The following is a 25,634-nucleotide window of genomic DNA, read 5'->3' as shown; positions in this document are numbered from 1 at the left end:
TTTTTTTACCGAGCTTGGTGGTTTCTGTCGAATGACGCGAAAAATAATTTTGACAGCACCCTGGTTATGAAACAGCATGCCTGCGAATCTCCCGGCCGAGGCTAAAAGCAAGTGGAAAAGAGTTATGGAGGCGAGGACACCAGAGGAAAAGCTTGCAGCCCTCCAGGAATTCCTGTCAGCAGTTCCGAAGCACAAGGGGACGGAGAGACTTCGAATGCAGGTGACGAGACAGATAGCAGCCCTTCGCAGGGAGATAGAGGAGAGGAGGAAGCGCAGGGCTGGTGGCGGCGAACAGTTCTTCGTTGAAAAAGAGGGGGACGTGCAGGTGGTGCTAATCGGTAGCCTCGGCTCAGGGAAAACCTCCCTATTTAGATGCCTGACTGGTGTTAGCAAGCCGTCACAGGATCGCCCAGTCCCCGGGATGGTCTCCTGGCTCGGAGTGTATTTCCAGCTCGTCGATACGCCCGGGTTTCTGGGCTTCACCGACCCTGGCAGGCTGATGGCTTTGGCTAGGAACGCAGACGCCCTTATAGTAACTCTAGATTCAACCGCGAATGCTGAGGAGCAGTTAGCCGGGATGCTACGGTTACTCGAAGAAAACAGGATATCCGTGAAGAGGCCGAAAGCGATAGTAGAGATCGAGCGAAGAGCATCCGGAGGGGTTACTGTCGTGGGAGACCTGGAGGGCGCCACTGTCCAGGATGTTGTGGCGCTTTTAAGAGAGTACAACGTTTACCACGCAGTCGTCCGGATTCAGGGTAGGGCTACGCTCGACGACGTGGAAGACGCTATCTTCGGCTCCTATGTCTACAGGCCCACAGTCGCCGTTCTAACGAAGGTAGACTTGGCACCCAATGACCACGTGAAAGCGTTGAAGGAAAGGTTGAGCAACTACGGCGTACCAGTCTACGAGTTCTCGGCGCAGAGGTGCAGAGAGCTCAGGTTCGACGAGATAGCTACGTACATCTTTCGGGAGCTCGACCTCATACGCGTCTACACGAGAAATCCGAAGACGGGGAACGTCGAGAAAAGACCCGTCGTGGTGAAGCGCGGCGCGAAGGTGGCAGACGTGGCGAAGATCATTCACTCTTACCTCTATGAAAACTTCAGGTACGCCAAGGTATGGCGGGAAAGCTTTCCCTTCAGCCCGCAGAGAGTTGGAAAAGACTTCGTACTAGAAGACGGCGACATAGTCGAGATAGTCGCCTAGCCCCTCTCCAGAGTAACCACGTTACCAGCCTTAGTGATCTTCAGTCTTATCCTTCCAGAGAAGCAACGCTCGTCAGACTTCACTGGGGCTTTTATCGCGGTTTCGTTAATCCTCGGAAAGCAGTACGAGTACACGGGGTAACGGGTTGCGATAACATTGCCTGAAACGCACACATCGACGTCGTAGACCCCCTCCATGCTCGTGCCCGGCGGGGACAGCGACACTGCGCAGACATCCCTGATTAAAGACGCCGCGTCGCCGCTCCAAGTATTGGCTAGCTGGAGCCAGTAGGTGTAGATAAGGAATGAGGCGGAAAGCAGAAGCACCGAGAGAACCGCTTCCTCCAGCTCCATCTAGGGCACCGTAAGCGTAAAGCCCCACTTGTCCCTCAAGACGCAGGGAGTGTCTATCCGCACTTCCAGCGTCCCATTGTAGGTGATGCTCTCGCAAGTAGGCACTAAGTCCACCTGGAGTAGTATGGCGTAACGGTACTCGGGGATCTTAAAACGCTGGTAAGCGTTTATTCGGTACACCTTGACTATTCTCCCTGTTCCGGTCTCCGCGAAGAAGCCCAGAAATGTGTACGTGTAGTTCAGCTCGAAGCTAGCGCGCGCGCCGAGTTTAGTTGTAACGGTGACATTGCAGTACTTTACTCCGGAAAGTTTGTCTGAGCGCTCGAAGCGTGCAACGCGCGTATCTGCTAGCCTTAACGGGCCGAAGTAGTCGCTCAACCCGTCTACAAGCTCCTCGACGCTCATGTTCGATGCGCAAGCTTCTCTGGCGGCCGCGAGGTAAGCCATGTAGACGTTCTCACCGTAGTACAACACCCTCACCTCGCTACTCGACCTCGAATTTTGCAGAACAGCTAAGCTTAGTAGGGCTACTGCGAGAAGACCTATAGCTGCGCGGCGCCTCTTCAAGGAGACCACGAGAACCCCCTCACAACAGGCGTCCCGTTGCACCAGGTAACAACCCAGGACGTAGTCTGGCCCGGCAGGGGTTGAGTAGAGTTCACCTTTGAAAGGTAGTATCCAACGTCGGTGCAATTCGAGTGTAGCATCACGTATGCTGCTATCACGGCGAGGTTTCTCTGTACCTTTACGGCGTAGATAGGGGAGCCGTAGTACCGTGTGTACACAGACACCGCGGTGAAGAGGACTATGGTCGCTATGAGCGCCGCCACTACCCCTCTGGCCACGGCTTCACCACCGTCTCGTTCCCCACCTTGCAGACAGCGACACTTTTTCCGAGCGTCGCGTTCCCAAGACTTAGGGGGCTCGCGGACATTATAACGGCGCAGGAGCCTTCCGGTAGCGCCTGGCTTATCCCGTATACCAGCGCGAGGGAGTTCTCTCCGGGAGCAGTAGCGGAGGCGTACGTCAAGATGCCTACGAGGAGAAGGAGCTCGAAGAACGTGAAGATAGACTCCTCAACCGCCCTCAACACCCCTCACCTCTATCACTTTAACCTTAAGCTTCAAAGGCGCGGCGACAGCGTAGCTCTCCTGCCCGATGACGAGCTCGTCTACGAAGCCCCGGAAAAAGCGGAGAACACTGGTGGAGTTTAGCCTGCTGTAAAGCCCTGAGCCGTAAGCCGCCACCGCTACTACTTCGCCGGCAGACAGGTTCAGGTAGGGCCTGAACACTACAGTACAGGAGGAGCCCTCCCGCACTACCTTGAAGAGTTGACCGCTCAAAGGTGCACTTTCGCACTGAGGGAAAACGATCACTGCAGAGTTGAACGCGTATGCAACCTTCCCGTTAATTGCTATGAACGACGCGTTTCCGAGAAGCTTTGCCTCGACTGGTAGCTCTACGATGCCCCCGTTTTCCAAGTCATGCAACAGGCGAAGCAGGGTTCGCGTGTCTAGCCTTTCCCTCGCTACTCCGCGGGAGCCCAGGAGCGCTGGGTATGCGAGGAGGACTGTTATTGTTGAGAGCAGTAGCAATAGTAGCGTCGCGGTAACGGATCCTAGAGCCTTTCTTCCCATGGCGCGACCACCACCCCCGTGTTACCCTCCGGGATGAAGTACACGTAGAGGCAGTACCTGGTTGTGTCGTATGCAGGCACCGCTACGCTGTGGCCAGGCTCGAGGAAGGCTCTCCACAAGGCCGGGAATTTCGAGCCGCACCCGGCTACCTCTAGGTAGAGCCTTCCTCCAACGGGTCTTAGCCCTCTCTCTAAGAGAGCTTCCTCGAGCTTCTTCACAACGCCTCCTTTGTCGACTGTGTACGTCGAGACCCAGAAAGCCTTCCAGGAGCCGTTGATTACGGTAAACCTCACGTGCGGTATAGCTCTCAGGACTGCCAGGCTTACGGCTTTGTGTCCAGCGGAGAGCGAGCCGCCCCACGTGAGTAGTAGCGTCAGGTTCTCCGCGCTCAGCTCCTCCTGGAACGCTTCGTAGGGCAGGGATATTGAGCCAAGGCTCGCCGGCACTTCTGCGACAAGCCTGCCTCCTAAGAAAGCGGAGACCCTCATGCCGCTCCACGGGGGTTCCACCTGGAAGGCTATCTTCACGTGGGTCTCGTTGTACTCAATACGCGAGATGCTCAAGCTGGGCTCTACGACTTCGAAAAGGTAAACAGTGGAGTTTAGCTCCAAGACGTTGATGGATGGTTTTCTCGAAGCCTCTATTGAGAAAACCCTGACGGCGGTTCCGTTGGGTAACACGAGCAAAGGCAACCTGCTCACGCTTTCCGTATCGCGCGGCTTCACCTTCCTTGCCTTAGCGTAGTCCTCGTTGACTCTCAGAGTTCCTCGCGCGTCTTCAAGCTTGACGAGGACACCTTCACTCGATAGCCCGTAGACTGTTGCATTTGTGTAAAAGGAGTAAAGCCCCTTTGCGAGCCCAGTGAAGCCAGCAGAGTCAAAGGGTGCCAGGTCTACGCCAACGGGAACTTTGAGAATGTTCGACGTAGCCCTTGTAAGAGCTCCGTATTCGGCTACAGCCAACACGACCTCCCCGGGGCTCACTAAGCCCTCGAGAGGGTTAGCAGTCTCAAAGAGTAGAGTTGTCGGTCTGAACCCCCAGGAGTCGATCCAGTCGGGGCGCGGCTCGAACGTCGCCCGGTACACTTTCCACCCCCTGAATTTGTAGTCCGTGAAGTTGCTAACTGAGACGCTGAACGAGGCCGAGAAAAATGCCATCTCGGGATAGCCGTAGAGGCGGACTCTCAGGATGACCCAGAGCCTGCCTTCCCCCACGTTGCTTATGACAGCGGGACGACCGACGTCGCCGTCCCGATGTATGCCTAGGTTCCTGAGGCTTTCCTTGTAGACGAGCTCTGCGCGTGACAGGTTTACTCTGTACACGGATACGCGTGTCCCAGGCCATATTTCGTACACGGACGTTAGCTCTACGAGTTTCTCTGCCGCCAGCCTAGCGTTTGCGACCACGATCGGAGTGTCCGCGCGGTCGGCACGGTATACGGCGACGAGATCCTCCTCACCCAGCGTGCCGTTCCTGAGAAGTGCATTGAGCGTGCCCAGCGCGGCAGAGAGACTCCCGTTGAACAGCGGTACGCCGAGGCTTCTAAGGCTCTCCTTCAAGGGAACCCTGTAAACCTCCAGTGTACCGGAAACGAAGTACCCCAAGAAGCCCGCGTCAACACGTATACCGGTCACTGACACGTTGATCTTCCCGTTGGAGGCGGGCGGGCTCCCTATAGCTTCTCCGAGCAGAACGAACGGGTACCTGGAGTCGTACAAAACACCACCTCGATAGTAGTTCGGGTCTATCGAGAAGCGATAATCTAATGCGCTCCACCTGTAGTACCTCCTGAGGCTCTCCTCAGCGTAGAGCCTGTAGGAGATCGTGGAGAAAGCGTAGACGACACCCCGCCTCACGGCCGTGTACTCGTCCGCATAGTGCCAGGGCGGTTGCCTGGGGTAAGCGTCGGGGTACCCCCACTCCACACCCCATCCTTCAAGCCTCGGATCCGTAATCAACGCTGACCCCAGCAGGGCCTCCGCCGGAGCCGCAGTTGCTCCCGGCAACTGGAGGGAGAGAGAGCCCTTGAGGGCCGGCGCCACATCCCTGTCTGCTTTGACGGCTAGAATGGCCGGTAGAGGGCGGTAGACGGCTCGGAGGCTCACCGCGCCATTTGCTCGAAGTACTAGCCTCGTTGAGTACACCCGGGTCCCGTTCGGCAGGAGCCAGTGCGAGAAGAATAGTGGAAGGTTCACGTAGCTGGAGATCCAAGCGGGTATAGGGACGTAGTTCTTCTCGGGGCTACAGAACGTGATGCTTAGACCGAGGTACTCGTTGTTCAGCGAGAAGTTGAGCAACTGTACTGGTTGAAGGATGTAGCCGTACCACCAGCCCTGAGGCTTGATCTCTCCTCGGTATAGGGCTTTGCAGCTTGCATAGTCCGTGGTTCTACACGCGAGGATCTCCACGGGGTAGGAAGAGCAGTAAACGCCGGCTACGTAGCGCATCGAGAAGTTGTAGACTCCGATGAAAGGCCTCAATGTCGTCACGAAGACCTTTCGAGCCCCGCTTATCTTCACGCTTATCCCCACGTCGGTGTACTGGAAGCTGTACCTTGCGTTGACCACGGAGGGTGCAAGAATCGTGACCAGCTCCCCAGGCGGAAGATTTAGCTTCGCGCTACCGGAGGAGGGTAGAGTTACGGTCACGTTCCTACCGCCGTAGCTAACGGTAATGTTCGCAACAAAGCTCAGCGACCCCCTCAGCTTGACCGCTCCGTCGTACTGCACGTTAAAGGATACGCTATCGTTTCCCGCCAGGAAGTAGTCGTAGTTACTGCCCATTCCCACGACGACGTTATCCACATACGCGCTGCTGGGTACGAACAAGAGGTAAGGCGTGAAGATAGTCCTGCTCCAAAGAGGCCAGGAATCGCTCGGCGCCCTAACGAAGCCTATAGCTAGCTGGATCGCGGCGGGGCCCGGTGCCGCTACAGTCACGCTCTGCGCGGTAACGGCGAGTACCAGTAGAAAAGCTCCTACCCTCGACTTCAAAACCTTTTCACCCCTCCCCTATCTTCACGTAACCATCGCAGAGAACGAGCCTCTCCGTAGAGCCGCCGGAAGCAGGCTCGAACTCCACGAGGAGTACCATCGGACAGTTATTGCTTAGAGGCTTTACCCTGGCTCCTCGTTGTACCTCGGCGAGGCAGAAGCAGGTCCCGGCGTGCGTTGTGGCATGCTCCCCTGTTAGACGAGCAGAGACGAGGAGCGACGCTAAAGCAACGAGCACGAAGAACCTCACAACGCTCACCACCCTCTAGGTCTCAGCGCTATTAAACCCGGAATGGGAGGGGCGCTCCGGTTCCCACGTTAAAAACTGCCGTAAAGATCAAGCGAGGTGAGAGAAAACGTCCGAAGAAGTCGGAAGAAGCATCATGTTAATCGTCACACTATCGGTCGTCGCACTGATAGGCTACTTCCTCTACAGTGTTGCGAGCGGCGCGACCAACAGGCCTGTACTGGTTCAGGCGGGCGACGCACTCCTCACAGGGTCTGGGACCTCTTACCAGGTGATAGTGTACCTCCAGAACATAGGGAGCACGCCCGCCGACCTTACCGGTGCTAACATAACTATCCCCGACCTTAACGCGGGCCCTGCTCAGCTGACTTGCACTCCTGCACTACTGAGGAACGGGGACGTGGCTAAGTGCACCTCTGCACTGACTCTAACGTCCGCTCCTACCTCCGCGAAGACCGCTATCATCGAGACGAAGTACGGGGCAATAAAGGTCACACTCCTAAGATCTTAAAATAGGGGTGTTTCTTTTTGCTCGAAGACTTGGAGCTACTTCTCCTTCTCTCCTACACGGAGGCGCCGCCTTCCCACGTCTTCAAGTGGCTCGAGGAGCACGGCTACTCGTACAAGGCCTCGAGAAGCCTTCTAGAAGCTGCGCGTAGCGATGAGGAGAGCGGTTCACGTCACGCGCTGCGAACCATTCTCGGCGAGAAAGTGTCAAGGCTGGAGACGAAGCTGGAGACTTTCAGCAGGAAGTCCGAGTCGCTGGCAGAGATCTTCTCCATAACACTCCTCAGCGCGCCTCTAATGCTGTACTCCCTGGCTCTCTTCAACCCAAGAATGGTAGCGCCCCTAACCCTTGCGCTCATGACCCTTAACGCCGTAATAATATTCACTTATAGCTCGGTGTACCCCAGAGAGCTAAGAGCCCTCAAAGTCGGTCCTATCCAGGTAATACTCGCCGCCTTACCCTTCGCCTCGCTAGCCCTTCTAAGCCTCCCCCCAGCGTTGGTGCTCGCCGCGCTCGCAGCGTTTTCCCTGCCCGGTTTTCTTTATAACTTCACACTAGTGACAAGGGTTCAGCGGGAGCTACGCGAGAACCTAGAGCTACTCGTCCGGGTGGCCTCTGCCCCGTTCCACGCCTTTAAAACCGTGAAGCCAGAGAAACTCCTCGCAGGAAAGTTCGTGAGCAACCTTACTCCGAGCGTCAGGCTAAGCCTCTTCCTATCCGCTTACTGGGGAACGGACCGAGAAGCGATGCTCGGACTGAAGAATACCTACGAGAAGATCCTCCGCATCCTCCACTCGCTCCAAGCACGAGCACTCTTGAATGGGCTGACAAACCTGGTAGGTCTCTTTCTCCTCGGGTTCGCCTCCAGCCTCATCTCACAGCTTCTCGAGAGCATCGCACGGGTCGAGCTACTGCAGAGCGTCGGCGTCCCAGCCGATGTAAGAGGGTTGGAGCAGTGGTTCCTCGCCTACCTGCTGTTCGCATGCATGGCGTACTCGGGAGGCATCTCGGCGCTCTCCTTCGGCACACCGTTACTCCTCCCCCTATGGCTACCAGCCGCGGCGCTCGCGGCGCTGGCAGGGCTATCCGCCGGTAGAAACCTGGTGATAATCCATGGATAAAGTTCTCTACGGGTTCCTATTACTGGTGGCAATATTGCTACTATCATCGCTCCTGACAGCCCCCCGGAGCATCCCAGCCGAGACCCCCACCCTCGAGCTCTCCCCTATGGGAGAACTTCAAAAGACAGGCTCACAGCCCCTTCAGCCAACGGCGAAAACTACGAATGCTACTCGTGCTTACTTCACGCTGAAACCCGGCGGCTAAGAGTTACCGGCATTTCCTTGGAACCGAGGAATCTTAAAGAAAACCTTAGAGCACGTCGTATCGCCTTGGTTGAAAAATTATCCGCTATATCTGAGATAAGTATTTAAAGCTTCTAGCAATCGATTAAACGGCTCGGAGATGGTAAAAGGCTACATACTGATTAACACGCGTCCAGGAAAAGAGTACGATGTGGCAAACCAGCTAAAAACATTCCCGTTCGTAAACGACGTAGACATTACCTACGGGCTCTGGGACATTATCATCAAAATTCAAGCACCTTCGCTTGCAGAGCTCGACAAAATAATCTCCATGGTTCGAGGATTAAAAGACGTTGAGCAAACGGTAACTTTAGTAGCGCACGAATAGTGTGTAAAACCTTTTGATCTGTCAAGCAGAGATCTACGAAAAAGCGTTAGATTATCCACTGCTTATTCTTTATCTTTTTAGGTATATACTCTGAGCTGAGGTATTTAAGGCCGTGCTTAGCGAAAGCTTCTATTTCGACCTTTTCCTTCTTCTCTAAGAAGAGTTCCAGTTCTTCCATCCAGCGCTTAGACTCCTTAAACCACGGGTAATTCATCAGCTCTTTCGCGCGTTTAAGATCCCTCTCCGTGGCTTTTATAGTGAATCCCTGTAGTTCGTAGCGTTCTATGTCAGAAGGCGAGACTCCCAGGAACCTCGCCTCGGGAGTAGCTAGCCTCTCGCTTTCGTAGCTCAGCGAGATTGAGCCGCTTCTGTAGACGCTGTAAATGTAAAAGCCATAGCTATCTCCGTCGGTCAAGATGTATACCGGAAGGCCGAACTCCTCCCATAGCCTCCTAACCATCCTTCTCGTACTCCTGTCTGGTTGCCCCTTGCCCGTTACCAGGATACAGTTGTTCTTCTTCCAGAACTCCTCCTCGTTTAGCTTCTCGAAAACAGCTCCTTTCTCCACAACTAGCACGTAGTCGGCTTCAACCCTAAGTATTTCAATTTTATCGACGAAGCTCGGAATCCCCCAGGCACCGCTACCCATCTTTGATAAATCTATCTCGTCGCCCTTCGAGCGTATAATCATGTTTCCAACTATCCTCCCCTTAGCGTCGTGCGTGACACCCATGTGCTCTCTTAGTAGCCCTGTGGCGACCTCTATGTCTTGTATCACGGCGTTGGATTCTCTCTGGTCATCCCAGGTCTCCTCGCTGGCCTTATTGCCGCGCTCGTCCGTATACTTGATTGTGCGCTTACCCCTATAGTAGAGTTCCCTTATGGTCGGGTAATCGCCCTCCCGCCGAGCCTGAACGATGAGTGAAAGCATGAGTACTGTCTGCATAAACCGCTTGGATTCTCCTATGTCGAAAAACTCTCTCCTGGCAGTCTTGGGCCCTAGGACTAGCAGTTTACGTTTCCGATCCCAGATCGTGTTCGCCATGGTTCTCACTGGAATGACAAGGTAAGGTGGCACTCCTGATTCCATCTGCTCCACTAGTTTCTTCGCCAGCGACTCAAGCTTCGCAAGAACCTCGGAGTCGGAGGGCGCCGCCACCTTTCCTTTAGGACTCTGAGACGACATCCGGCCTCACCTCTTTCTTCGCTAGTTCTTTCTTAAGTAGCTCTTCGATTAAAGCGTTAATCTCCTCGGGATCCCTGTTGACTATGTACGCTAGCGCGCTTGAAACTTCCCCCATGTACTTCCTGATTGTTACCTCCTTTCTCTTCACCTCGTAGAGCTTCTCCATCCTAGACAAGTACGCCCTAAGCCTTCTTGCTACGTCCCTAATAGCTATCTCCAGCTCGTGCTCAACCTCCGGAACATCGGCTATAGCCTCTTTCCCAACACCCTTGAAGGGTATTTTCGTAGAACACACATGCGTCACAACGGCAACGGGAGCAGGTAGCTTCACCTTGTAGATACTCCAGTCTATGCTGTCAATGATCTTCCTGGACACGTCTACACCCTCGTCGTAGAGAAGAGGCATCTTATTCGCAAAGCGGAGTAGCATAACAGTATCTTGGGGAGGAATCTCGCCGCCATAGGCTATCGCAGCCTCAACTATAAAGGCGTGGCCACTGTACGAGGAGGGGGGGCGCGTCACCGCGGCTACGAACTCTGGTTTCAGGATGCTCTTAACGCCCTTCTTCAGTAGATCCGCGCCTAGCGGCGAGAGTGTCAGCGGGCGTGGGCGGCGCCAACCAGGGAAAGTCTTCATCTTCGACGCGAGGACTTCGAGGTCCGCCAGCTTCAGCTCGGTCAGCTTGGTATCCGGCGAGAAGCCGCTCCACTGGAGGAACTCCGTAGCCTTCTTCTCCCCGACGCCCTCGAAGTGCTTTACTAGAAACTCTAGAAGCGTAACTTCAGACGCATTGTTAGTAGCCCTTATGAGTTCCTTCAATACCTCTACGTCAACGCCCCGAGGATGATACTTTCCGATCTCGGGAGGCTGGGGGAGCTCCCTTGAAACCCTTTTGAAAATCAGCTCGCCGTCTGGAGACCTGTACCTAATGGTGGCGTAAGGCGAGATAAGCGCGGTACGCCTAATGTAGTCCTCTATTCTCTTCTTTGCCTGAACCCAAGACCCTTCCAGCGTTAGCTTAACTATGGTGCCGTGCCAGTTCTTCGTCTTCTTCTTTATACGCATTTTCTGCACATGAGGAATGTTCCTGCTAATGTCTATGTAGAGTAGGTACTCCCCGACGTACCGCGAGTTTATAGGAGAACTCTTAACATAGATAGGTCTAGCCGTCGTCATCTGCGCGTAGAGCACTGCCATCTTCACTCCTAACCCGAATACACCGCGCGTCTGACGAACAACGTACTTAGACCCGTAGAACACTCTGCCGAACACATTTGGCACTTCGCTTAGAGGTATACCGATACCGTTGTCCGCGACTCTTAAAACAACCCACTCAGGCCTCTCCTCGTGCAACCTTATCTCGACGTCTATAAACGGTAGAATCCCATGAGTCTCAGTCGCGTCAAGAGAGTTTTCGACGAGCTCTCTTACAGCTTGGTAAAGCGCCCTGGCGGGATTCGAGAACCCCGCTATCTCGCGGTTTCGATGGAAAAATTCCGCTGGACTGAGGCCTCGGAACTTCTCGCTCATCCTGGCTCACCTTGAGCGATAGCCTTGAACGCCATTACCTACCCCCTTTCACAAATTAACTACACAAATAAATCTAAGTTTAACGATTTAGAAAAGAAAACGCTTATCCTTCGATCAATATTAAACAATTATCCTGTAACCGTATACCCTGTATTTAACGCTGTTTCTAGCGCGAATCCTGCGACGCGATAAAGCATAGGTAACGACGAGCCCCACCACGATTAACGCCAGCTCTACGAGCATATTACATCAGTATTACCCTTCCAGCGCGCCACCTATAAACCTAGCATTCATTTTACAGCGCGCGAGTATTTATTAGTTCGCGTAAACCTAGGAGCAAGGAGACGATGTCGAGTTTCGAGGTGCTTAAACGCTCCCAGGTTCATGTATGGTGGGATTTAAAAGAGAACCTCCCACGGCTTACCGCTTCGAATAGTGAGCCGTGCTTCAGAGTCCGCCTCTCTCCTCCAGGCGACGCAAGGCCCCTCGTCGGCCACTATTACAAGTTTGTCTTCAGGGTCATCGAGACATACTTCGGTGGAGACCCTCCCTTTCCCAGGCGTAAGATAGCCCTGGTGAACAAGGTCCCGTATCCCGACCTCGCGGAAGAAGTAGTTATCGACGGTCAGGTAGCCGGGCATCTACTCTACGACCTGAGGTCGGAGCGATGGCGGTTCAAGCCGCTGTATGCTGGCGCTGAGGAAGCCCTGAGGAATAGGAAAGGGTACTACGCTATTGTAGATTTGCCAAGGTTGTCGAGAGGCTACGTTGTGAAGAAGGACTCGGTAGTAGAGGCTAACCTTCCTGAGGGGGACGAGTACGTAACCATAGGCACGAAGAGCGGGGACTTCTACGGCGTAGGAGCTATGCTCAGGAACAGAAGGATCTACGTGCTGAAGGCCTGGAGGGCGAGGCCCAGGGCGTGGCTCTCTAGAGACCCTGACTGGAGTACCGCGGTGCTACGCAACAGGGAATACCTGCTCGCAAAGGAGGCTGAAGCCGTAAGCTTCATCAGAGAGGTTGCCGAGAAGTACCGGCTACCCGTCTTCGTATCTCTCTCGGGAGGCAAAGACAGCCTCGTAACTCTCCACCTCGCAGTCAAGGCCCTTGGAAACGAGAAGGTGAAAGCCCTCTTCAATAACACGGGCCTCGAGTTCGAGGAGACGGTAGAGTACGCTAGGAGAATCGCGGACTACTACGGCGTTGAACTCATAGAGGCGGATGCCGGCGACAACTTTTGGAGAGCACTCCCAGTCATGGGGCCCCCTGCGAGAGACTACAGGTGGTGCTGCAAGGTGACTAAGTTCTCGACGATCTCTAGGGCCGTGAAGAAATTCTTCCCAGAGGGAGCCCTGAGCCTCGTAGGGCAGAGAAAGTACGAGTCGAGCGCTAGGGCCCTCTCTCCAAGAATCTGGCGGAACTACTGGCTTCCAGGCGTGGTGGCGGCAAGCCCGGTGCACGATTGGAGCGCGATGGATATTTGGCTGTACATCTTCATGGAGAGGTTGCCGGTGAACAAACTCTACTACTACGGATTCGACAGGCTCGGCTGCTGGCTCTGCCCGGCAAGCGAGATGGGAGAACTCGACCTTTTAAGGATTGTTAAGCCTGGTCTCTATGATAAGTGGAAGTCCTACCTGGAGAGCTACGCCCAGATGAACGGTCTAGGCGAGGAATGGGTTAAATTTGGACTCTGGAGGTGGGTTAGACCCCCGAAGGATATACAGAGGATCTGTGTCTCCCAGGTCCAGGCGAGGAGAGGAGCGCGCTACGACAGACACGCATCAGGCAATACCGTAGAGTACAGGCTTCATAACCCCTCGGTGCGCATTATCGAGGAGAAAGTTCGAAACCTTTGGCACACCCTTAACAAACCGCTCGAAATAGAAAGCGTACAGGTAACAGGAAATGCCGTAGCGCTGAGATTTAAGCGTGAAGCTACGGCTAGCGAGCTAGAACTTGTCGACAGGGTTTTGATAAGGTCGTATTTCTGCGTAGAATGTTTAGAGTGCTCCAACTGGTGCCCCACGAAGTCTATAAGCATAGATTCAGAGAACGGAGGGATAAAGGTCAACGAATCCACGTGCATCCACTGCGGGACTTGTAACTACAAGTGCCCCGTAGTCGAGTACACGTTTAAGCATCTCGAAATGCTTAAACCGCAACCACAAACACGCACTACGGCTTCTTGACGAGTGGCTTCCCGCAGATCTGGCACTTACCCTGAGTCTTCTTGGCACATATAGGACAGTAGCTCACGCCGCAACCTTGGCAGTAGTAGTACTCGTCTCCCTTGTATATCTTCTTGCCGCACCTCACGCACCTTCCCAGGACCAGGGTCTTAGGTACGTACGCCAATAGCATCACCCTCGACTCTCCGCATCCCATACAATTCAGCTTTAAAAATATTTTGTAGTGCACGCGACGACGGAGAGAGAAGAGACGGGTACATACATAGCGATGTTTTTAAACGAGCAAATGCTATTACAGGCAACTCTTAGGGTAGAGGGTGTTGCGTACGAGTAGCGTTGATGAGATGATTGCCCAACTGAAGAGGAAGTGGATCCCCATTTACTTGGCGCTACTACTTGCCACGCTGGGTGTAACAATCGCCCTTCTAAGACTCTGGATTTCAACGAACAATGAACAGTACTTCTCTGCTGCTCTGCTCTCACTCATGCTGTCATCGTATATCTCGTGGTATCTGGTTAAAGTGCTCAGAGTTAAGCAGACACCCCGGCAACTACTCACTCTTGTAAGGTGTGAGACGTGCGGCTACGAAGAGGCAAGGCTTTACACCGAGGGAGACGCGCTATTCCAGGCAAAGGGTACTTGTCCAAAATGCGGTAAAGGGGACTTAGTCGTAGTTGGTATTTATCTGAGAGTGCCTGTACAGGTAGGCGAGCAACAGCCCAACATTCTTTCGCGTGCCGCAAGGTTTATAATGCTTATACGGAGAAGGAGGGGGGCGTGTAGAAGGGGGTAAGGTATGTCGAGAGTAATGCTCCTGCCTAAGTGCACGTCGTGCGGGAGGCCTATAGCTCCGTACGAGAAAGCTGTAAGCTTCCGATGCCCAAACTGCGGCGAGGCCGTCATCTGGCGGTGCTCGAAGTGCCGCAAGCAAGGCAACAAGTATGTGTGCCCTAAGTGTGGCTTCGAAGGACCATAAAAACAAAGCATTGAGGCTCCAGGTAGCTCCACGAGTCTGAGTAGAGCTAGCCTACCGGGCGTAGCTGGCTAGGAAGTTCTCCTTAACAATATAAGCACGCAAGAAAAGTAGTTTGCAGACCATAAGGAAGTGCCTTCGGCATTAATGTGTGTGACTCTTTCTCCGCATCCCCCAAGAGGCTTTACCCGTACGCGCTACGTTCATTGGTGCGCGCATGCGTGCAAGATCCCTTGATTTACTGGAGGCAGAAGCCTCCCGCGTTTACAAATGCGTGACGAAAGTTTTTTATTATCGCTGACTTGTGGGTGTGAGCGAGAAGTATGAGTAAAGTAGCAGTATTGTTGCGAGTGTTGCCAGACGATGCTGAGACAAAGCCTGAAGAACTGTACAAAAAGATAGCTGCCGCGCTACCGGAGAAGTACCAGGTAGCTCAGTACCAAGCTGAGCCCATAGCCTTTGGGCTCGAAGCTCTGAGAATGGTAATCCTGATGCCTGAGGAAACGGAGGGGGGTACAGAGGAACTGGAAACCATAATACAGTCCGTTCAGGGCGTGAGCCAGGTCGACGTACTGAACGTGACGAGGTTCAGCGGGTAACGCAAACAGATTTTCGTCACGCGCGATCAACACTTTCTTTTGCGGTTAAGTTAAGGGAATCGTGATAACCTTTATCTTTCCGGCTTCTCTAATCTCTCAGGGGATGATTTATCAGAGTTACTCTGAGCTCGATGAAGAAAAGGCATTGAGATGACCCTTATTATCTGGAGATGGTGGGGCCGCCGGGATTTGAACCCGGGATTCGGCGCCCGGGGGGTTTTCCCGGGCTCCACCTGGGCTCTTGTCTTCGAGATCCCAAGTCCTGCGAGTTTTTGCCTCGTGCCAGGCATCCTACCAGGCTGGACTACGGCCCCCAAAGCAAGCACAAATAAGCCACGGGGGACTTAAAAACGCTTCGCGCGAACGCGCGCGTGTCTACTCTAGGCCGAGTTCCTCCTTTAGGTTTATGCGTGCATCTAGGACTTTCTTTAACTTTGTAATCGTGTCTACAGGTGTTGGGTCGACCCCCATTTTTAAGGCGACAGCTACGCTTACCAAGTCGAGCATGTAGATCAGCTGTAGTAACTCACACGTGTGCGGAGCGTCGAAGACGGGTTTTTGCTCCAAGAATGGTATACCCTGCGTTTCGAAGAGCTCTCGCAGGAAACTTATCCTTGCGTCCATGTAGAAAGGCTCCTCTCGTCCCCTGATTAGCACCGCGAAGAATTTTCCGGCTAGAGGCGAGGACCAGCCCATTATTTCGTTGTGGTTGGCTTCCGGGAGGTCAGCATAGAAGGCGTGTATTTTGGCATTTTCGTTTAGCTGGGTCTTGAACCTATAGCCGGCCGAGATGTACGGTCTATACGAGTATACGAGGGGGGTAAGCCCCTTCTCGACTAGGGACTTTACGTTCTCGGCGCTCTCGGAGGCCCTCGAGAAGACCTCGTCTCTACGCGCAGATAGGTTTTCGGCACAACTCTCGATCTCCGAGAGCAGGTTAGCCTCCCCAATCGCCACCTCTACAATCGCAGAGAGAGCGCATGCCATGTACGGGAAAGCGGCCCTGGGAGGCAACCCCATGGGAAGAGAAACTACGGGCAACCCGTATTTCTCGGCAAACCTCTGTAAAAGCCCTCCAGAAGTCACGGCGACCACCGGGACCTTCGCCTGTGTAGCCTGGGCAACTACGCGTATCGTTTCCTCCGTGTTCCCCGAGTAGCTAACAGCTACCAAGAGGTAGTTCTCGTCTACGAACGCTGGGAGGTAAGTATCCCTCAGGAGTATCAGCGGAACCTTCGCCCTGCTGTAAAGCACGTCCTGGAGGAAAAGACCACCTATGAAGGAGCCCCCCATACCGCTCACTACGATGCCCTTTGGACTCACCGGGATCTTTGAGTGCAGTAGCTTGTGCAACCTGGAGTAAGCACCTATCCCGTGCATCAGGGACTCTGGGAAAGTTACAGCCTGAACCAGCATCCCCAACTTGTCAACTTCGTGAGCATTAGGCGATATAGCCTCGTAATACCTTCTGTATGCTTGTTTGGACACCGATCTTGCCTACTTACACCTTAAAAATACTTTTCGTGCTAAGTCGAGGAGCCTGCTCTTATATACTCGTACAAGTGCGGACGCGCAACTTTCTCCTCCTTCCACAAGTATAAGTCACGCACAGTAACTACGCCCTCCTTTAGTTCCCTCTCTCCCAGTATTATCGCGAAGCGTGCTCCTCTCTTGGAGGCTGCTTCTAGAAGCTTGGATAGGCTCCTCTCAGAGACCTCCAAGACAACCTTCATACCGGCTACGCGTAGCTCTCTCGCAACCGCTACGGCCTCCGAGAGTATTTCCGGGGTTTTCTTGACAGGTATGACGCAGACGTCCACCTCCCTGTAGTCGAGCTTTAATGCTCCCTGCATTGATAAGGCTTCGAGTAGCCTCTCTACGCCTATAGCCATACCGGAGGCTGGAATCTTTGGGCCTCCCACTACGCTCACGAGATCGTCGTATCTCCCGCCCCCGGCTATGCTCCCCAGCCCCTCCGAAGAGCCTGCTTTTACCTCGAACACAAAACCCGTGTAGTACCCGAGTCCCCTTACGATTGCGTAGTCAACTGTAACGTTTATTCCGTAACAGTTCTTGAGCGTATCCACCACGAGGGCTAGCCTCCTCAACCCCTCCCTACCGGGCTGCGTCGAGGTATCAATGTCGAGGCTACCGCTCTTCAGCTTCTCGAGAAGAGACGTAGCGGCATCCTCCCTTAGCCCGAGCTTCGCCAGCTCGGATACCACGTACTCCTCCCCGAACTTGTCCATCTTGTCAAGCACTCTTAAGGCGCTCGGCAAGAGATCCCCGGGGATCCCTGCTCCCAGCACGAGATCCTCGACAACCCTTCTATCGTTAACCCGTATGTCGAAGTCCTTGAGCCCTACAGCCTTTAGAGCGTCGAACGTTACGGCGACAACCTCGGCGTCGCCTTCCGGCTCAGAGATCCCAAAGAGCTCGATACCAGCTTGCCAGAACTCGCGCCACCTTCCCCTCTGGGGTTCCTCGTACCTCCATACGGGTTGCACGTAGTAGAAACGTAGCGGCTTAGCCAGGTCAAGCCGCGAGGCCACTATCCTGGCGATAGGCGTGGTCATCTCGAACCTTAGTCCCAGCTCTCTGCCTGCCTTGTCCTTGAAGGCGTATATCTGCTCGACGACTTCCTCCCCGGCTTTAGCCTTCAACAAGTCCAGGTACTCGAAGGCAGGGGTTATCACCTCTCCATATCCATAGCTCTCGAAGACCTCCCTTATTTTCTCGGACACTATCCGCTTCGCGTAAGCTTCTTCTGGCAACCAGTCCCTCGTTCCCCGGGGAGGTTGAAGTACGAGGTTCTTCGACACTTATAACCCCTCCGCAGGGTGTAAGACTCCATTCTTTATTTAAGCCTTCATGTACGCGCCTACGCTTCTAGCCTAGCCACGTAGATGTTAGAACGGGTTCGCAACATTCTTACCTTAACCTTTCTACCTATCGGGGGCGCCCCGGGTACTCCTACTATGGTGATGACCCTGTTTCGCGCCACTCCGAGCCACTGCCCCTTAAGCCACCCCCAGTAGACCACGCTCACCGTGGCTTTCTCGCCCTTCCTGAACGCTAGGGGCAAGGCGCGGGCCTTCCTTATACCGAAATCCTCAGGCCTTATCCTGAGCCTTACACCGTACTCCTTCTCCCAGACCTCCAGCTTCGAGTAGAATTCGTGCCACTTCATCGGCTTTACCCCCGGCGGCTTGCGACCGTACTTGTGCTCCTCGTACTTCTGTATGCCGAGCGGGGGGACCCGTTTACCCGCACCTATCCGCAGGGCCCACTCGATAATCCTCGGTATCTCCGAGTCGTTAACGCCTGGAACCCACACGGGCGCTATTAGCAGGTCGATATCCGTGCTCGAGGCAATGTACTCAGCCACGCTTATCACTCTATTAACGTCGAACCAGGGAGTCCCGGCAAGCGTGCGCGCCAGGGAAGGGTCCAGCGCGTCGACAGAGAGGTTTATACGCGTAAGCCCCGCGTCTGCAAGCTTATCGACGAGCTCTCGTGTCAGCAAGGCTCCGTGAGTCTCTATTGTGATACTCTCGGCAACGCCCGTAGAGCTGAGTAGCCTTACGAGCTCGATTATCCTTCCGTAGGTCAGCGGGTCGCCCACGGCGTCGATGTACGCGTGCGCCTTGTCGAGTCCCTTTGCCTTTGCGACGTCGACAAACCAGCTTACAAGGTACTCGTGATCTACCAGAAACTCTGTGAGGCGCCTGGTAGACCTGGGACCAGCGTCCACACTACAAAACACGCATGAAAGCGGGCAGAAGGACGTCGGTCTGATCTGAAGGAGGTTTGTGCCCCTATCCACTATGCCGAATGCCAGGTGGCCCACGAGAGGGAGCCCCTCCTCGACTTTCAAGAAGTACCTCGCCATCCTCCTCCGCCCGTGCGCTACACAAATATATCCAGGCTCTCCTCTTCCTCCTCTTTCTCCTCCTTCTTCCCGAAGAGTTTCTTTAACCTCTCCAAGAAGCCCTCCTTTTCTTCTTCGAAGTAGCCCCCTTCCTCGAACATCGACCTGAACGTAGCTATGCGTGCAACTCTACGCGCTACAACGAAGGATGCTGCGGCTACGAAGACTATAGTCGCTAGAAGAAGCACCGTTTGGTAGAGACCCGCCTTTAGGAAGGGGGTATCCAGGAAGACGTCGAGGAATACCTCCTGGCGAGGTGATCCCTCATAGACGTTTCTCACCTCGCTGAAGCCTCCGTAGCTCACCGTGAGGGTAACGTTGCTTCCAAGGGGTAGAGGCACGTTTCTAAGAACCGCTGTCCCAGTGGAGTCCGTGGTCGTAGAGAAGGTTAGAACCGTTCCCTTGTATTTCACCTCGAGGGTGACGTTCGCCCCTGTTAGCGCGCGGTTAAACCACCCCTTCACCGTGACCAGGAATGTCTTAACGCGTGCCGTGACGTTGATGCTACCGGCTTCAATTTCTTTGGGAAGAATGCTCGCAGATAGTACTTCGAGACCGGAGCAGTTAACGGAGAGGGACCCGTAGTCGCTTGGAACAAAGCTGAAGAATGCCTGCCCATTGCGCAACTGGTCTCGGAAAACTAGCCGTGAGGGTTGCCCTACGCGTAAAGCAACAATGCATCCGTAGAGCGGGTTGCCATCGAGGTCGACAGCCGAGATTCTAACATCGAATAATGGCACAGTAACCACTAGAATTCCGTGAGCCACGCTGTCGAAATCCGTTGTCCACCTGTAACCCGCGTACTCGACAACCACCCTGTACCTACCCCTGATCGGCAGGAAGCCCACTGGCTCGTTTACCTGGTCGACGACGCGTGAAAGCGATACCACCTTTACGACTATAGGCGAGCTAGAAATGTAGTAGAGTGTCACGGAGAGGTTTCCGGGCAGTTTAGCAGATCCTCCCGGAGAGACCCTAAGATAAGTTGATACGAGCTCTGTCTGCACCTCCACAGAGGGGGACTTCACATAGAAATCGTACGTGAAAACTTCCCCCAGAGTATTGCTTTTCACCCGTAAGGTATACCTCCAGTTGTAGGGGCAAAACTCCAAGCTAAAGTAGCCGTCCTGGTTCGGAGTGACCTTCATCCTATCGTTAAGCGGGGATACGACCTCGAAGGAAATGTCGTCAGAGTACAGCGGCCTATTGTCGGCCGTGAGCACCCGAATCTCTACGCGCCTAAAAACTCCAATCTTCAACTCCACCCTTCGATTATTCTTGTCGATAGTGAAGTCGCCCTCGTACACAGTTTGTCCCCTATAGTCCACCCTCAAGTGGTATAGACCTGCAAGCGGGTAGGAAAGCGAGTACTTATCTCTGAGAGGAGGTCCTTCTTTAAGAACGATTCTCTCCCCGTAGCGCAGTGTTAGCGAGGCGTTAAATCCTTCCGGGCTTTCATTGTCAAGAGTCCTAAATACTATCTCAGCACTGCTAATGATGGGTAGCACTATATCTAGCCGCGTACTCCTACCATCAACCGTGAAGGAGCCTGTCCTGTTAATGTTTGAGAAGGAGACAAAGTACCTAAAGGTTCCAAAGGGCAGATAAACCGGTGTGTTCTTATCAAACGGTACCTGAAATCCATTTACGTCGAAGTAGCCCGAAAAGTTGTCCAGTTGGAGAGGCATCGTGTCGTTGGTATAGAGTTTTACTTCGACCTTTGTTATGTTCACTCTAAGTTTTATAGTGGTAGAGTTACTAATGTTGACTGGGCTCTTGAACACTAGGACTTTTAGGTACTCTATTGTGACGTTGTATACCCCATAACTGGTTAGGTTTATCGTGCACCTCACACTTGGACATGTTTTGGTTAGATTCCCAATGTTAAGTTTCCACGCATCAACTAGGTGTTGAGAAAGATCCTCACCGTTATACCCCACAATGATAACTGTCACGTTCACTCCAGAAGCATTGGCAAAGCTCGCCACCGGCGTGCCCTGTACTTGCAACGCTAACACACAGTTAGCATACAAGCTAACCAAGACATACACTATTAGCATTGCATATACTGCCAAGGCTTTCTGCGACGGCACCGGGATTTCTAAACTTTAGAACGATATAAATGTAAGCCGATTGCACAGAGGCACACGTGAATGAGGCCTCTACTCGCGGTGAAAGGATCTCTCACCAGAAGAGATCGAAGGAGAGCAGTGTTTTTATAGCGCATAAGCAGAAAAACTACGAGCATGTATGAGCGTTGACCAGCAGACGATAGCTAAGTATCAGCAAACCCTGGAAGAGCTAAGAGCCGTTACCCTAAGCATACAGCAGTACAGGGGAAGGCTCCTCGAGATCGAGCGCACGCTGAAAGCTCTTGAACAGTCCCAGGGAGGCTTCGTTTACCGATCCATGGGTAATATACTCATACAGACGCCGAGAGAGGAGGTTATGAAAGAACTGAACTCTGAGAAGGAGCTTCTTCAGCTCAGGCTGGAAGAGTTTACTAAGCGGGAAAAGCTCCTGCGAGAGCGCCTTGCGAGCCTGGAAAAGCAACTGAGGTCCGCTTTGCCAACCAGTAGTGGAGCAGGGTAGATGGCTTGAGAGGGCGCAGTAAGCGAGAAGACCTTGAGGAGTTGGAGAGAGTTTCCATGCTTGTACTAGAGGAGATGTACAGGGAACTTCAGGAAGCTTTAAGCGAGGATCCTGAGCTCCAGTTAACAATCAAGGTAGAGGTAGACGAGGACTGGCCGTACGACTTTAGGCTAGACGTAGAGGTTTCCTCAAAGCTGTACGATAAGAAAACGCTTGAGGATACCTTGAACCGCGTTGTGTCTAAATACCTGAAAAAAGCGGAGGAAGAGTTAAGGAAAGCCGGGCTTCAGGGCCTGTGAGGCTGAGCATCTATGAAGCTTCGCGAGTTTCTCAGCACACTCCGAGGCGCTGTAGTCGTTACTTCTCACGTGAACACGGATCCCGACGGCTTGGCATGCGCCTACCTCATGGCTAGGCTCGTCGAAGAGGTAGGGCTAGAGGCCCATCTGTGTTTTCCCGGGGGTATTAGTAGTGTTTCAAAGACTATTCTGGGCAGGCTGGGGATGAGCTGGCAGAGGGAATGCCCCGAGGATACGCGGACATTCATTCTCTGCGACTTCTCTAATCCCTCCCAGCTACGCGAGCTCGCCGAAAAATTCTCCGATCCTAGCGTGACCCTAGTGGTGGTAGACCACCACTTCCCCGAGGGGAAGCTTGTACCCCTCGCAAAGCTGGCAGTAGTAGAGAGAGAGCCCGCGAGCGCCGTGATAGCCGCGAGGATCCTTATGGACGAAGGTGTAAACGTGTGCGCTACACTGGCAACTCTAGGCATAGCTGGCATTCTCTACGACACGAAGAAACTTCTCTTCGCTTCTAGCAACACGTTCAGGGTTCTTTCATGGCTTTTAGACAGCGGTGGAGACTACAGGCTGGCGCACAGCCTTCTAGTAGAGGAGGAGCCTCGCTCCGAAAAGCTGGCGAAGCTGAAGGGTTTACTCAGGGCCTCCGTATTCGAGGTTTGCGGGTACATAGTAGCGTTTACCGAGGTAAGTGCTAACGAGGCGAACGTAGCACGGCTACTTGTAAGCGCCGGCGCCGATTTAGCCGTTGTCGTGGGAGGAAAAAAGGAGTCCAGGCTAAGTATACGCGTGTCCGATGAGCTGCAGAAAGCCGGTATAGACGCAGGAGAAATAGCGCAATCCGTGGCCTCCGCCCTGGGCGCTGAGGGGGGCGGTCACGCGGGGGCCGCCGGAGTAAAGACAACCGATAGGAAAGCCCATGGACGAATGTCCAGAGCGATAGTCAACGAGGTAATCGAAAGGCTCTTCAGGTACCTCTGTACGCAACGTAGCGGTGCGCGTTAGTGCTTCGCCAATACCTGCTCCGGGAGGGCTAGCGGAATCTCGGTGGTAGGTGTTAGCACCTTTATCTTGTAGACCTCGACTTTCTTGATGGGGTATATCTTCTTCGCCTGCATCTGCATTTCGGTGGCCATCGTGCCTATGACTGCTTGCTGGATGAACGTGTCAAAGTCCAGGCTAGCCGCTTTCTCGCTTATTATGTCGAACATTATCCTCCTTATGGCTTTCTTCTGCGAAGTCTTAATCCTGCTAACGGTCACTGCCAGAGCCATTACACGCATCTTCACTCCGTCCTTTGTCTGCACGTCCAGTATAGCGTCCACGCGGCTCGTACCCCTCCTGACAAGGCTCCTTATATAGTCCCTAGTCATCTCCATCAGTTTAAGCTGTGTCAGTGCTATTCCATCGTCCACCTTGACTATCTGGAACTTTAGCTTGATGTGTAGCTGAGAGACATCCTTAGTTATGTCGTAGAAGCTGACCTCTACAGTGCGTCCAAGAGCTTTCTCCGGCTCATCAGCGGGTATCAGCCCTAGGTTTGCGAAGCCAAAGGCCTTAGGAGCGAGTACCTTTATCCACTTCTTCATCGACCACTTGTCCTTCGTCTTTGCCCTTGCACTCATCTACACACCAAGCCATCCATTCAAAAGCGAGTTTTAAAAATCTTTGTGCACGAGTAACACGTAACATGTATCAACTAATCAAAGTAATCTATGCGAAACTGATAGCTGGGCTTATACCCCTCCTCGTCCCCTTCTTTAACTCTCCTCACAATTTCCTCTAGACCCCTGACCCTGTAAAGCTCTCTAACCCACGACCTGCGCCTATAGGCTGATTTCTCTCTGGGGTTCGTTAAGTCGACTATCTCGTACACCTTGGCCGTCTTCCCGGGGTAATAGCCTAGAACTCTCCCTATCCTCTGTATCATCTGTCTTCCTTCGCCTGTCCCCTCGTAGATCACGGCGACGTCGGCGTCCGGCACAGTTATTCCCTCATCGAGGACGGTAGTCGTGACTATTACGTTAGACCTGCCCTCGACAAAGTTCTTGAAGGCGAGCTCTCTTTTGTGCGCCGGTGTATCCCCTGTTACTATCTCCGCGTTAAAGCCGTTCCTCCTCAGCAAGTCATAGACATCTTCCGCAGTCTGGAGGTACTGCGTGTACACGATTACTTTTCCGTCGGCATGTCGGCGCAGAATCTCCAGGAGCTTCTTCTTCTTTTCCTCTGGTCCCTCCACGAAGACGGCATCCAGGACCTCTATGGGAGCTACGACCTTAAGCCTCACGAGATCTTCGTACGTAAGCCGGTACAGCAAACCTCCGCACAGCGTGAAAAGAAGCCCTTCGTTCCTATCCCTCCGCTCGGGAGTGGCGGAAAGGGCCATTCTGTACAGGGCATCGACACCAAGCGCTACCTGCTTGAACGTAGCCGCCGGTACGTGGTGAGCCTCGTCAAATATCGCTAGCTCAAACCTTGACTTAATGAGATCTATGTACTTAACCGCACTGCTGTAGGTTGCGACCGTGATCTCCCTTATTTTCTGCTCTCCCCCGCCAAGAACACCTACAAATGAGCGCGGTAGCCCAAGGTACTTCTCGAAGTAGCTAATCCAAGTTTCAACGAGTTCCTGAGTAGTGACAAAGACTATGGTAGGCTTTCTCAGCGAGTAGATAGCTTCGAGTGCTATGAACGACTTCCCCCCTCTAGTAAATATCGAAATGGTGCCCCTACGTTTCCTCGTCCATTGTTTATACGCTTCTACCTGGTGCGGTAAGAGCTTAAAGTTGTGTTCAAGGGGAACAGTTATGGGCGGCTTCTCCTCTATCGAGACGAGAACCCTAAAGCCGTGCGCTTCGAGAAAGGTTTTAAGGCTATCTAGTAGAGCCACCGGTGTCGAGACTTCCTTCCTCTGCCAGTCGACGTGTGCAGTCCTCATTCTTCTCTCAACGAGTTCCGTGCCTTCGAACTCACCCTCCTCGTTTAGCACTGCCTTCTCTACGAAGAATTTCAACGTCGAGGCCTCTACAAGCTTCTCAGCTAGCACCTTGTCAAGGTACTGGAAACGCCAGACAAGCACGCCATTCTCCCTACGCACCTCCACGCTGGTCATCTTCTCGTCGAAGCTTAAAGAAACGTTGAACTTCTCCTTCAAAGCGCGTGATGCTTCGTGGAGAAAAAGCACGGAACGCAACCTCGGCGTCTGTCCCTCCACTAGGAAGAGCCCGCCTAGAGTCGTGTCATTCCGCAGTGCCTCCACGACGGTGGGAGGCAAACCCTTCACCCTTAGATCGTAGCCTATCCAGCAAACCCTACCCGCGCTCCTCCCACGGGTATATGCGACCACCCTCTGAAGATCCGCGTCACTCAAGGTTGACAGTTTCTTCAGCTTTTCGAGTACTTCTTCCAGCTCGTTGTCTAGCGAGGAAACCTTCTCCACAGAAATCCTCCACTCCTTGCTTTCTGGGTCGTAGTTCGCCACCTTTCTCGCAAGCTCCAAGAACTCTCTGAACTCCGCCTCCGTCAGGGTTCTTCTCTTACGAAAAGATATACTGAGATAGCTGTCGTTCAGCCCCCCATAGTCGGTCATCATTTTACTCAGAGATCACCTCCTTCATCAACACCATGAGAAAATACAATCGAAGATAAAAAGCTAATTTTTCTATCCTAGCCGTAAAGCGCATTGATTTT

General features: G+C 53.5%; 29 protein-coding genes and 1 tRNA gene. 12 read left to right on the top strand and 18 right to left on the bottom strand.

Annotated elements, in window-relative coordinates; genetic code table 11:
* Nucleotides 1-76: 76 nt before the first annotated feature.
* Complete coding sequence (locus tag TPEN_RS03505) at nt 77-1,210, top strand: TGS domain-containing protein (protein ID WP_011752345.1); 1,134 nt, start codon at nt 77-79, stop codon at nt 1,208-1,210.
* On the opposite strand, the gene TPEN_RS03500 is transcribed toward TPEN_RS03505, so the two are convergent.
* The 7 genes from TPEN_RS03500 to TPEN_RS03470 are packed head-to-tail and all read right to left on the bottom strand — an operon-like array spanning nt 1,207 to nt 6,455.
* Nucleotides 1,207-1,563, bottom strand: a complete 357-nt coding sequence (locus TPEN_RS03500; RefSeq protein WP_011752344.1) for a hypothetical protein — start codon at nt 1,561-1,563, stop codon at nt 1,207-1,209. The two genes, TPEN_RS03505 and TPEN_RS03500, sit on opposite strands and share 4 nt — an antisense overlap.
* Nucleotides 1,564-2,139, bottom strand: coding sequence for a hypothetical protein (locus tag TPEN_RS03495; protein ID WP_052885100.1), 576 nt, complete (start codon nt 2,137-2,139; stop codon nt 1,564-1,566).
* Nucleotides 2,127-2,408 (bottom strand): hypothetical protein, encoded by a 282-nt coding sequence (locus TPEN_RS03490; protein ID WP_052885099.1) that lies wholly within the window; start codon nt 2,406-2,408, stop codon nt 2,127-2,129. Before TPEN_RS03490 ends, TPEN_RS03495 begins: the two co-directional genes overlap by 13 nt.
* On the bottom strand, nt 2,393-2,653 hold the full coding sequence (locus tag TPEN_RS03485) for a hypothetical protein (protein WP_011752341.1): 261 nt from the start codon (nt 2,651-2,653) through the stop codon (nt 2,393-2,395). The genes TPEN_RS03490 and TPEN_RS03485 overlap by 16 nt, the downstream gene beginning before the upstream one ends.
* The gene (locus tag TPEN_RS03480) at nt 2,640-3,200 is read right to left on the bottom strand and encodes a hypothetical protein (protein ID WP_011752340.1); all 561 of its coding nucleotides are present in this window, start codon (nt 3,198-3,200) and stop codon (nt 2,640-2,642) included. Before TPEN_RS03480 ends, TPEN_RS03485 begins: the two co-directional genes overlap by 14 nt.
* Nucleotides 3,182-6,193, bottom strand: a complete 3,012-nt coding sequence (locus tag TPEN_RS03475; protein ID WP_011752339.1) for a hypothetical protein — start codon at nt 6,191-6,193, stop codon at nt 3,182-3,184. The genes TPEN_RS03480 and TPEN_RS03475 overlap by 19 nt, the downstream gene beginning before the upstream one ends.
* Before the next feature lie 7 nt (nt 6,194-6,200).
* On the bottom strand, nt 6,201-6,455 hold the full coding sequence (locus TPEN_RS03470; RefSeq protein WP_011752338.1) for a hypothetical protein: 255 nt from the start codon (nt 6,453-6,455) through the stop codon (nt 6,201-6,203).
* 121 nt (nt 6,456-6,576) lie between these two features.
* Here TPEN_RS03470 and TPEN_RS03465 point away from each other — a divergent pair, with 121 nt between their 5' ends.
* The 4 genes from TPEN_RS03465 (at nt 6,577) to TPEN_RS03455 (ending at nt 8,640) form a co-directional block, all read left to right on the top strand.
* Nucleotides 6,577-6,951, top strand: a complete 375-nt coding sequence (locus tag TPEN_RS03465; protein WP_011752337.1) for a hypothetical protein — start codon at nt 6,577-6,579, stop codon at nt 6,949-6,951.
* Nucleotides 6,952-6,968: 17 nt separating this feature from the next.
* Entirely contained in the window at nt 6,969-8,069 is a 1,101-nt protein-coding gene (locus tag TPEN_RS03460; protein ID WP_011752336.1) for a hypothetical protein, read from the top strand.
* The gene (locus TPEN_RS09795; RefSeq protein WP_148677918.1) at nt 8,062-8,274 is read left to right on the top strand and encodes a hypothetical protein; all 213 of its coding nucleotides are present in this window, start codon (nt 8,062-8,064) and stop codon (nt 8,272-8,274) included. Before TPEN_RS03460 ends, TPEN_RS09795 begins: the two co-directional genes overlap by 8 nt.
* 138 nt (nt 8,275-8,412) lie before the next feature.
* Nucleotides 8,413-8,640, top strand: coding sequence for an Lrp/AsnC ligand binding domain-containing protein (locus TPEN_RS03455; protein ID WP_011752335.1), 228 nt, complete (start codon nt 8,413-8,415; stop codon nt 8,638-8,640).
* A 46-nt stretch (nt 8,641-8,686) separates the two neighbouring features.
* On the opposite strand, the gene TPEN_RS03450 is transcribed toward TPEN_RS03455, so the two are convergent.
* The 3 genes from TPEN_RS03450 to TPEN_RS10105 form a co-directional block, all read right to left on the bottom strand.
* Nucleotides 8,687-9,826, bottom strand: coding sequence for a DNA topoisomerase IV subunit A (locus TPEN_RS03450; RefSeq protein ID WP_011752334.1), 1,140 nt, complete (start codon nt 9,824-9,826; stop codon nt 8,687-8,689).
* Nucleotides 9,807-11,357, bottom strand: a complete 1,551-nt coding sequence (locus TPEN_RS03445; RefSeq protein ID WP_011752333.1) for a DNA topoisomerase VI subunit B — start codon at nt 11,355-11,357, stop codon at nt 9,807-9,809. The genes TPEN_RS03450 and TPEN_RS03445 overlap by 20 nt, the downstream gene beginning before the upstream one ends.
* Nucleotides 11,358-11,477: 120 nt before the next feature.
* Nucleotides 11,478-11,600, bottom strand: a complete 123-nt coding sequence (locus tag TPEN_RS10105) for a hypothetical protein (protein ID WP_281054511.1) — start codon at nt 11,598-11,600, stop codon at nt 11,478-11,480.
* A 104-nt stretch (nt 11,601-11,704) separates the two neighbouring features.
* On the opposite strand from TPEN_RS10105, the gene TPEN_RS03440 reads away from it, so the two are divergent.
* A complete protein-coding gene (locus TPEN_RS03440; RefSeq protein ID WP_011752332.1) occupies nt 11,705-13,549 on the top strand; it encodes a phosphoadenosine phosphosulfate reductase domain-containing protein in 1,845 nt (614 codons plus the stop codon).
* Here TPEN_RS03440 and TPEN_RS03435 read toward each other — a convergent pair.
* The gene (locus tag TPEN_RS03435) at nt 13,536-13,715 is read right to left on the bottom strand and encodes an endonuclease Q family protein (protein WP_245534184.1); all 180 of its coding nucleotides are present in this window, start codon (nt 13,713-13,715) and stop codon (nt 13,536-13,538) included. The genes TPEN_RS03440 and TPEN_RS03435 overlap by 14 nt on opposite strands.
* A gap of 178 nt (nt 13,716-13,893) precedes the next feature.
* On the opposite strand from TPEN_RS03435, the gene TPEN_RS03430 reads away from it, so the two are divergent.
* The 3 genes from TPEN_RS03430 to TPEN_RS03425 all read left to right on the top strand — a co-directional run bounded on the left by TPEN_RS03430 (nt 13,894) and on the right by TPEN_RS03425 (nt 15,122).
* Entirely contained in the window at nt 13,894-14,343 is a 450-nt protein-coding gene (locus TPEN_RS03430) for a hypothetical protein (RefSeq protein WP_148677917.1), read from the top strand.
* 3 nt (nt 14,344-14,346) lie between these two features.
* Entirely contained in the window at nt 14,347-14,526 is a 180-nt protein-coding gene (locus TPEN_RS09790; protein ID WP_011752329.1) for a zinc finger domain-containing protein, read from the top strand.
* 320 nt (nt 14,527-14,846) lie between these two features.
* Nucleotides 14,847-15,122, top strand: coding sequence for an elongation factor 1-beta (locus TPEN_RS03425; RefSeq protein ID WP_011752328.1), 276 nt, complete (start codon nt 14,847-14,849; stop codon nt 15,120-15,122).
* A gap of 171 nt (nt 15,123-15,293) precedes the next feature.
* Here TPEN_RS03425 and TPEN_RS09945 read toward each other — a convergent pair.
* The 5 genes from TPEN_RS09945 to TPEN_RS03400 all read right to left on the bottom strand — a co-directional run bounded on the left by TPEN_RS09945 (nt 15,294) and on the right by TPEN_RS03400 (nt 20,906).
* A tRNA-Pro gene (locus TPEN_RS09945) sits at nt 15,294-15,436 on the bottom strand.
* A gap of 61 nt (nt 15,437-15,497) precedes the next feature.
* Nucleotides 15,498-16,610 (bottom strand): bifunctional phosphoglucose/phosphomannose isomerase, encoded by a 1,113-nt coding sequence (locus TPEN_RS03415; protein WP_052885097.1) that lies wholly within the window; start codon nt 16,608-16,610, stop codon nt 15,498-15,500.
* Nucleotides 16,611-16,648: 38 nt separating this feature from the next.
* The gene (gene hisS, locus TPEN_RS03410) at nt 16,649-17,944 is read right to left on the bottom strand and encodes a histidine--tRNA ligase (RefSeq protein ID WP_011752326.1); all 1,296 of its coding nucleotides are present in this window, start codon (nt 17,942-17,944) and stop codon (nt 16,649-16,651) included.
* A 59-nt stretch (nt 17,945-18,003) separates the two neighbouring features.
* Entirely contained in the window at nt 18,004-19,014 is a 1,011-nt protein-coding gene (locus TPEN_RS03405) for a radical SAM protein (protein WP_011752325.1), read from the bottom strand.
* A 17-nt stretch (nt 19,015-19,031) separates the two neighbouring features.
* On the bottom strand, nt 19,032-20,906 hold the full coding sequence (locus tag TPEN_RS03400) for a carboxypeptidase-like regulatory domain-containing protein (protein ID WP_052885096.1): 1,875 nt from the start codon (nt 20,904-20,906) through the stop codon (nt 19,032-19,034).
* A gap of 397 nt (nt 20,907-21,303) precedes the next feature.
* Here TPEN_RS03400 and TPEN_RS03395 point away from each other — a divergent pair, with 397 nt between their 5' ends.
* The 3 genes from TPEN_RS03395 to TPEN_RS03385 are packed head-to-tail and all read left to right on the top strand — an operon-like array spanning nt 21,304 to nt 22,949.
* Nucleotides 21,304-21,645: a prefoldin subunit gene (locus tag TPEN_RS03395; RefSeq protein ID WP_011752323.1), complete on the top strand. Its 342-nt coding sequence runs from the start codon at nt 21,304-21,306 to the stop codon at nt 21,643-21,645.
* A gap of 5 nt (nt 21,646-21,650) precedes the next feature.
* Nucleotides 21,651-21,944, top strand: coding sequence for a hypothetical protein (locus TPEN_RS03390; RefSeq protein ID WP_011752322.1), 294 nt, complete (start codon nt 21,651-21,653; stop codon nt 21,942-21,944).
* A 12-nt stretch (nt 21,945-21,956) separates the two neighbouring features.
* Nucleotides 21,957-22,949 carry a DHH family phosphoesterase gene (locus TPEN_RS03385; RefSeq protein ID WP_011752321.1) on the top strand — a complete coding sequence of 331 codons (993 nt, stop codon included), beginning with the start codon at nt 21,957-21,959 and terminating at the stop codon, nt 22,947-22,949.
* Here the strand turns inward: TPEN_RS03385 and TPEN_RS03380 are convergent.
* Together TPEN_RS03380 and TPEN_RS03375 are read right to left on the bottom strand one after the other, a co-directional pair.
* Nucleotides 22,946-23,569: a 30S ribosomal protein S3ae gene (locus TPEN_RS03380; protein ID WP_011752320.1), complete on the bottom strand. Its 624-nt coding sequence runs from the start codon at nt 23,567-23,569 to the stop codon at nt 22,946-22,948. The genes TPEN_RS03385 and TPEN_RS03380 overlap by 4 nt on opposite strands.
* 74 nt (nt 23,570-23,643) lie before the next feature.
* On the bottom strand, nt 23,644-25,536 hold the full coding sequence (locus TPEN_RS03375) for a DEAD/DEAH box helicase (protein ID WP_011752319.1): 1,893 nt from the start codon (nt 25,534-25,536) through the stop codon (nt 23,644-23,646).
* Between the last annotated feature and the right edge of the window lie 98 nt (nt 25,537-25,634).

Source organism: Thermofilum pendens Hrk 5, assembly GCF_000015225.1.
Taxonomy (GTDB): Archaea; Thermoproteota; Thermoprotei; order Thermofilales; family Thermofilaceae; genus Thermofilum; species Thermofilum pendens.
The sequence above is the reverse complement of the archived record's forward strand: the minus strand, read 5'-3'. Positions and strand labels throughout refer to the sequence as shown.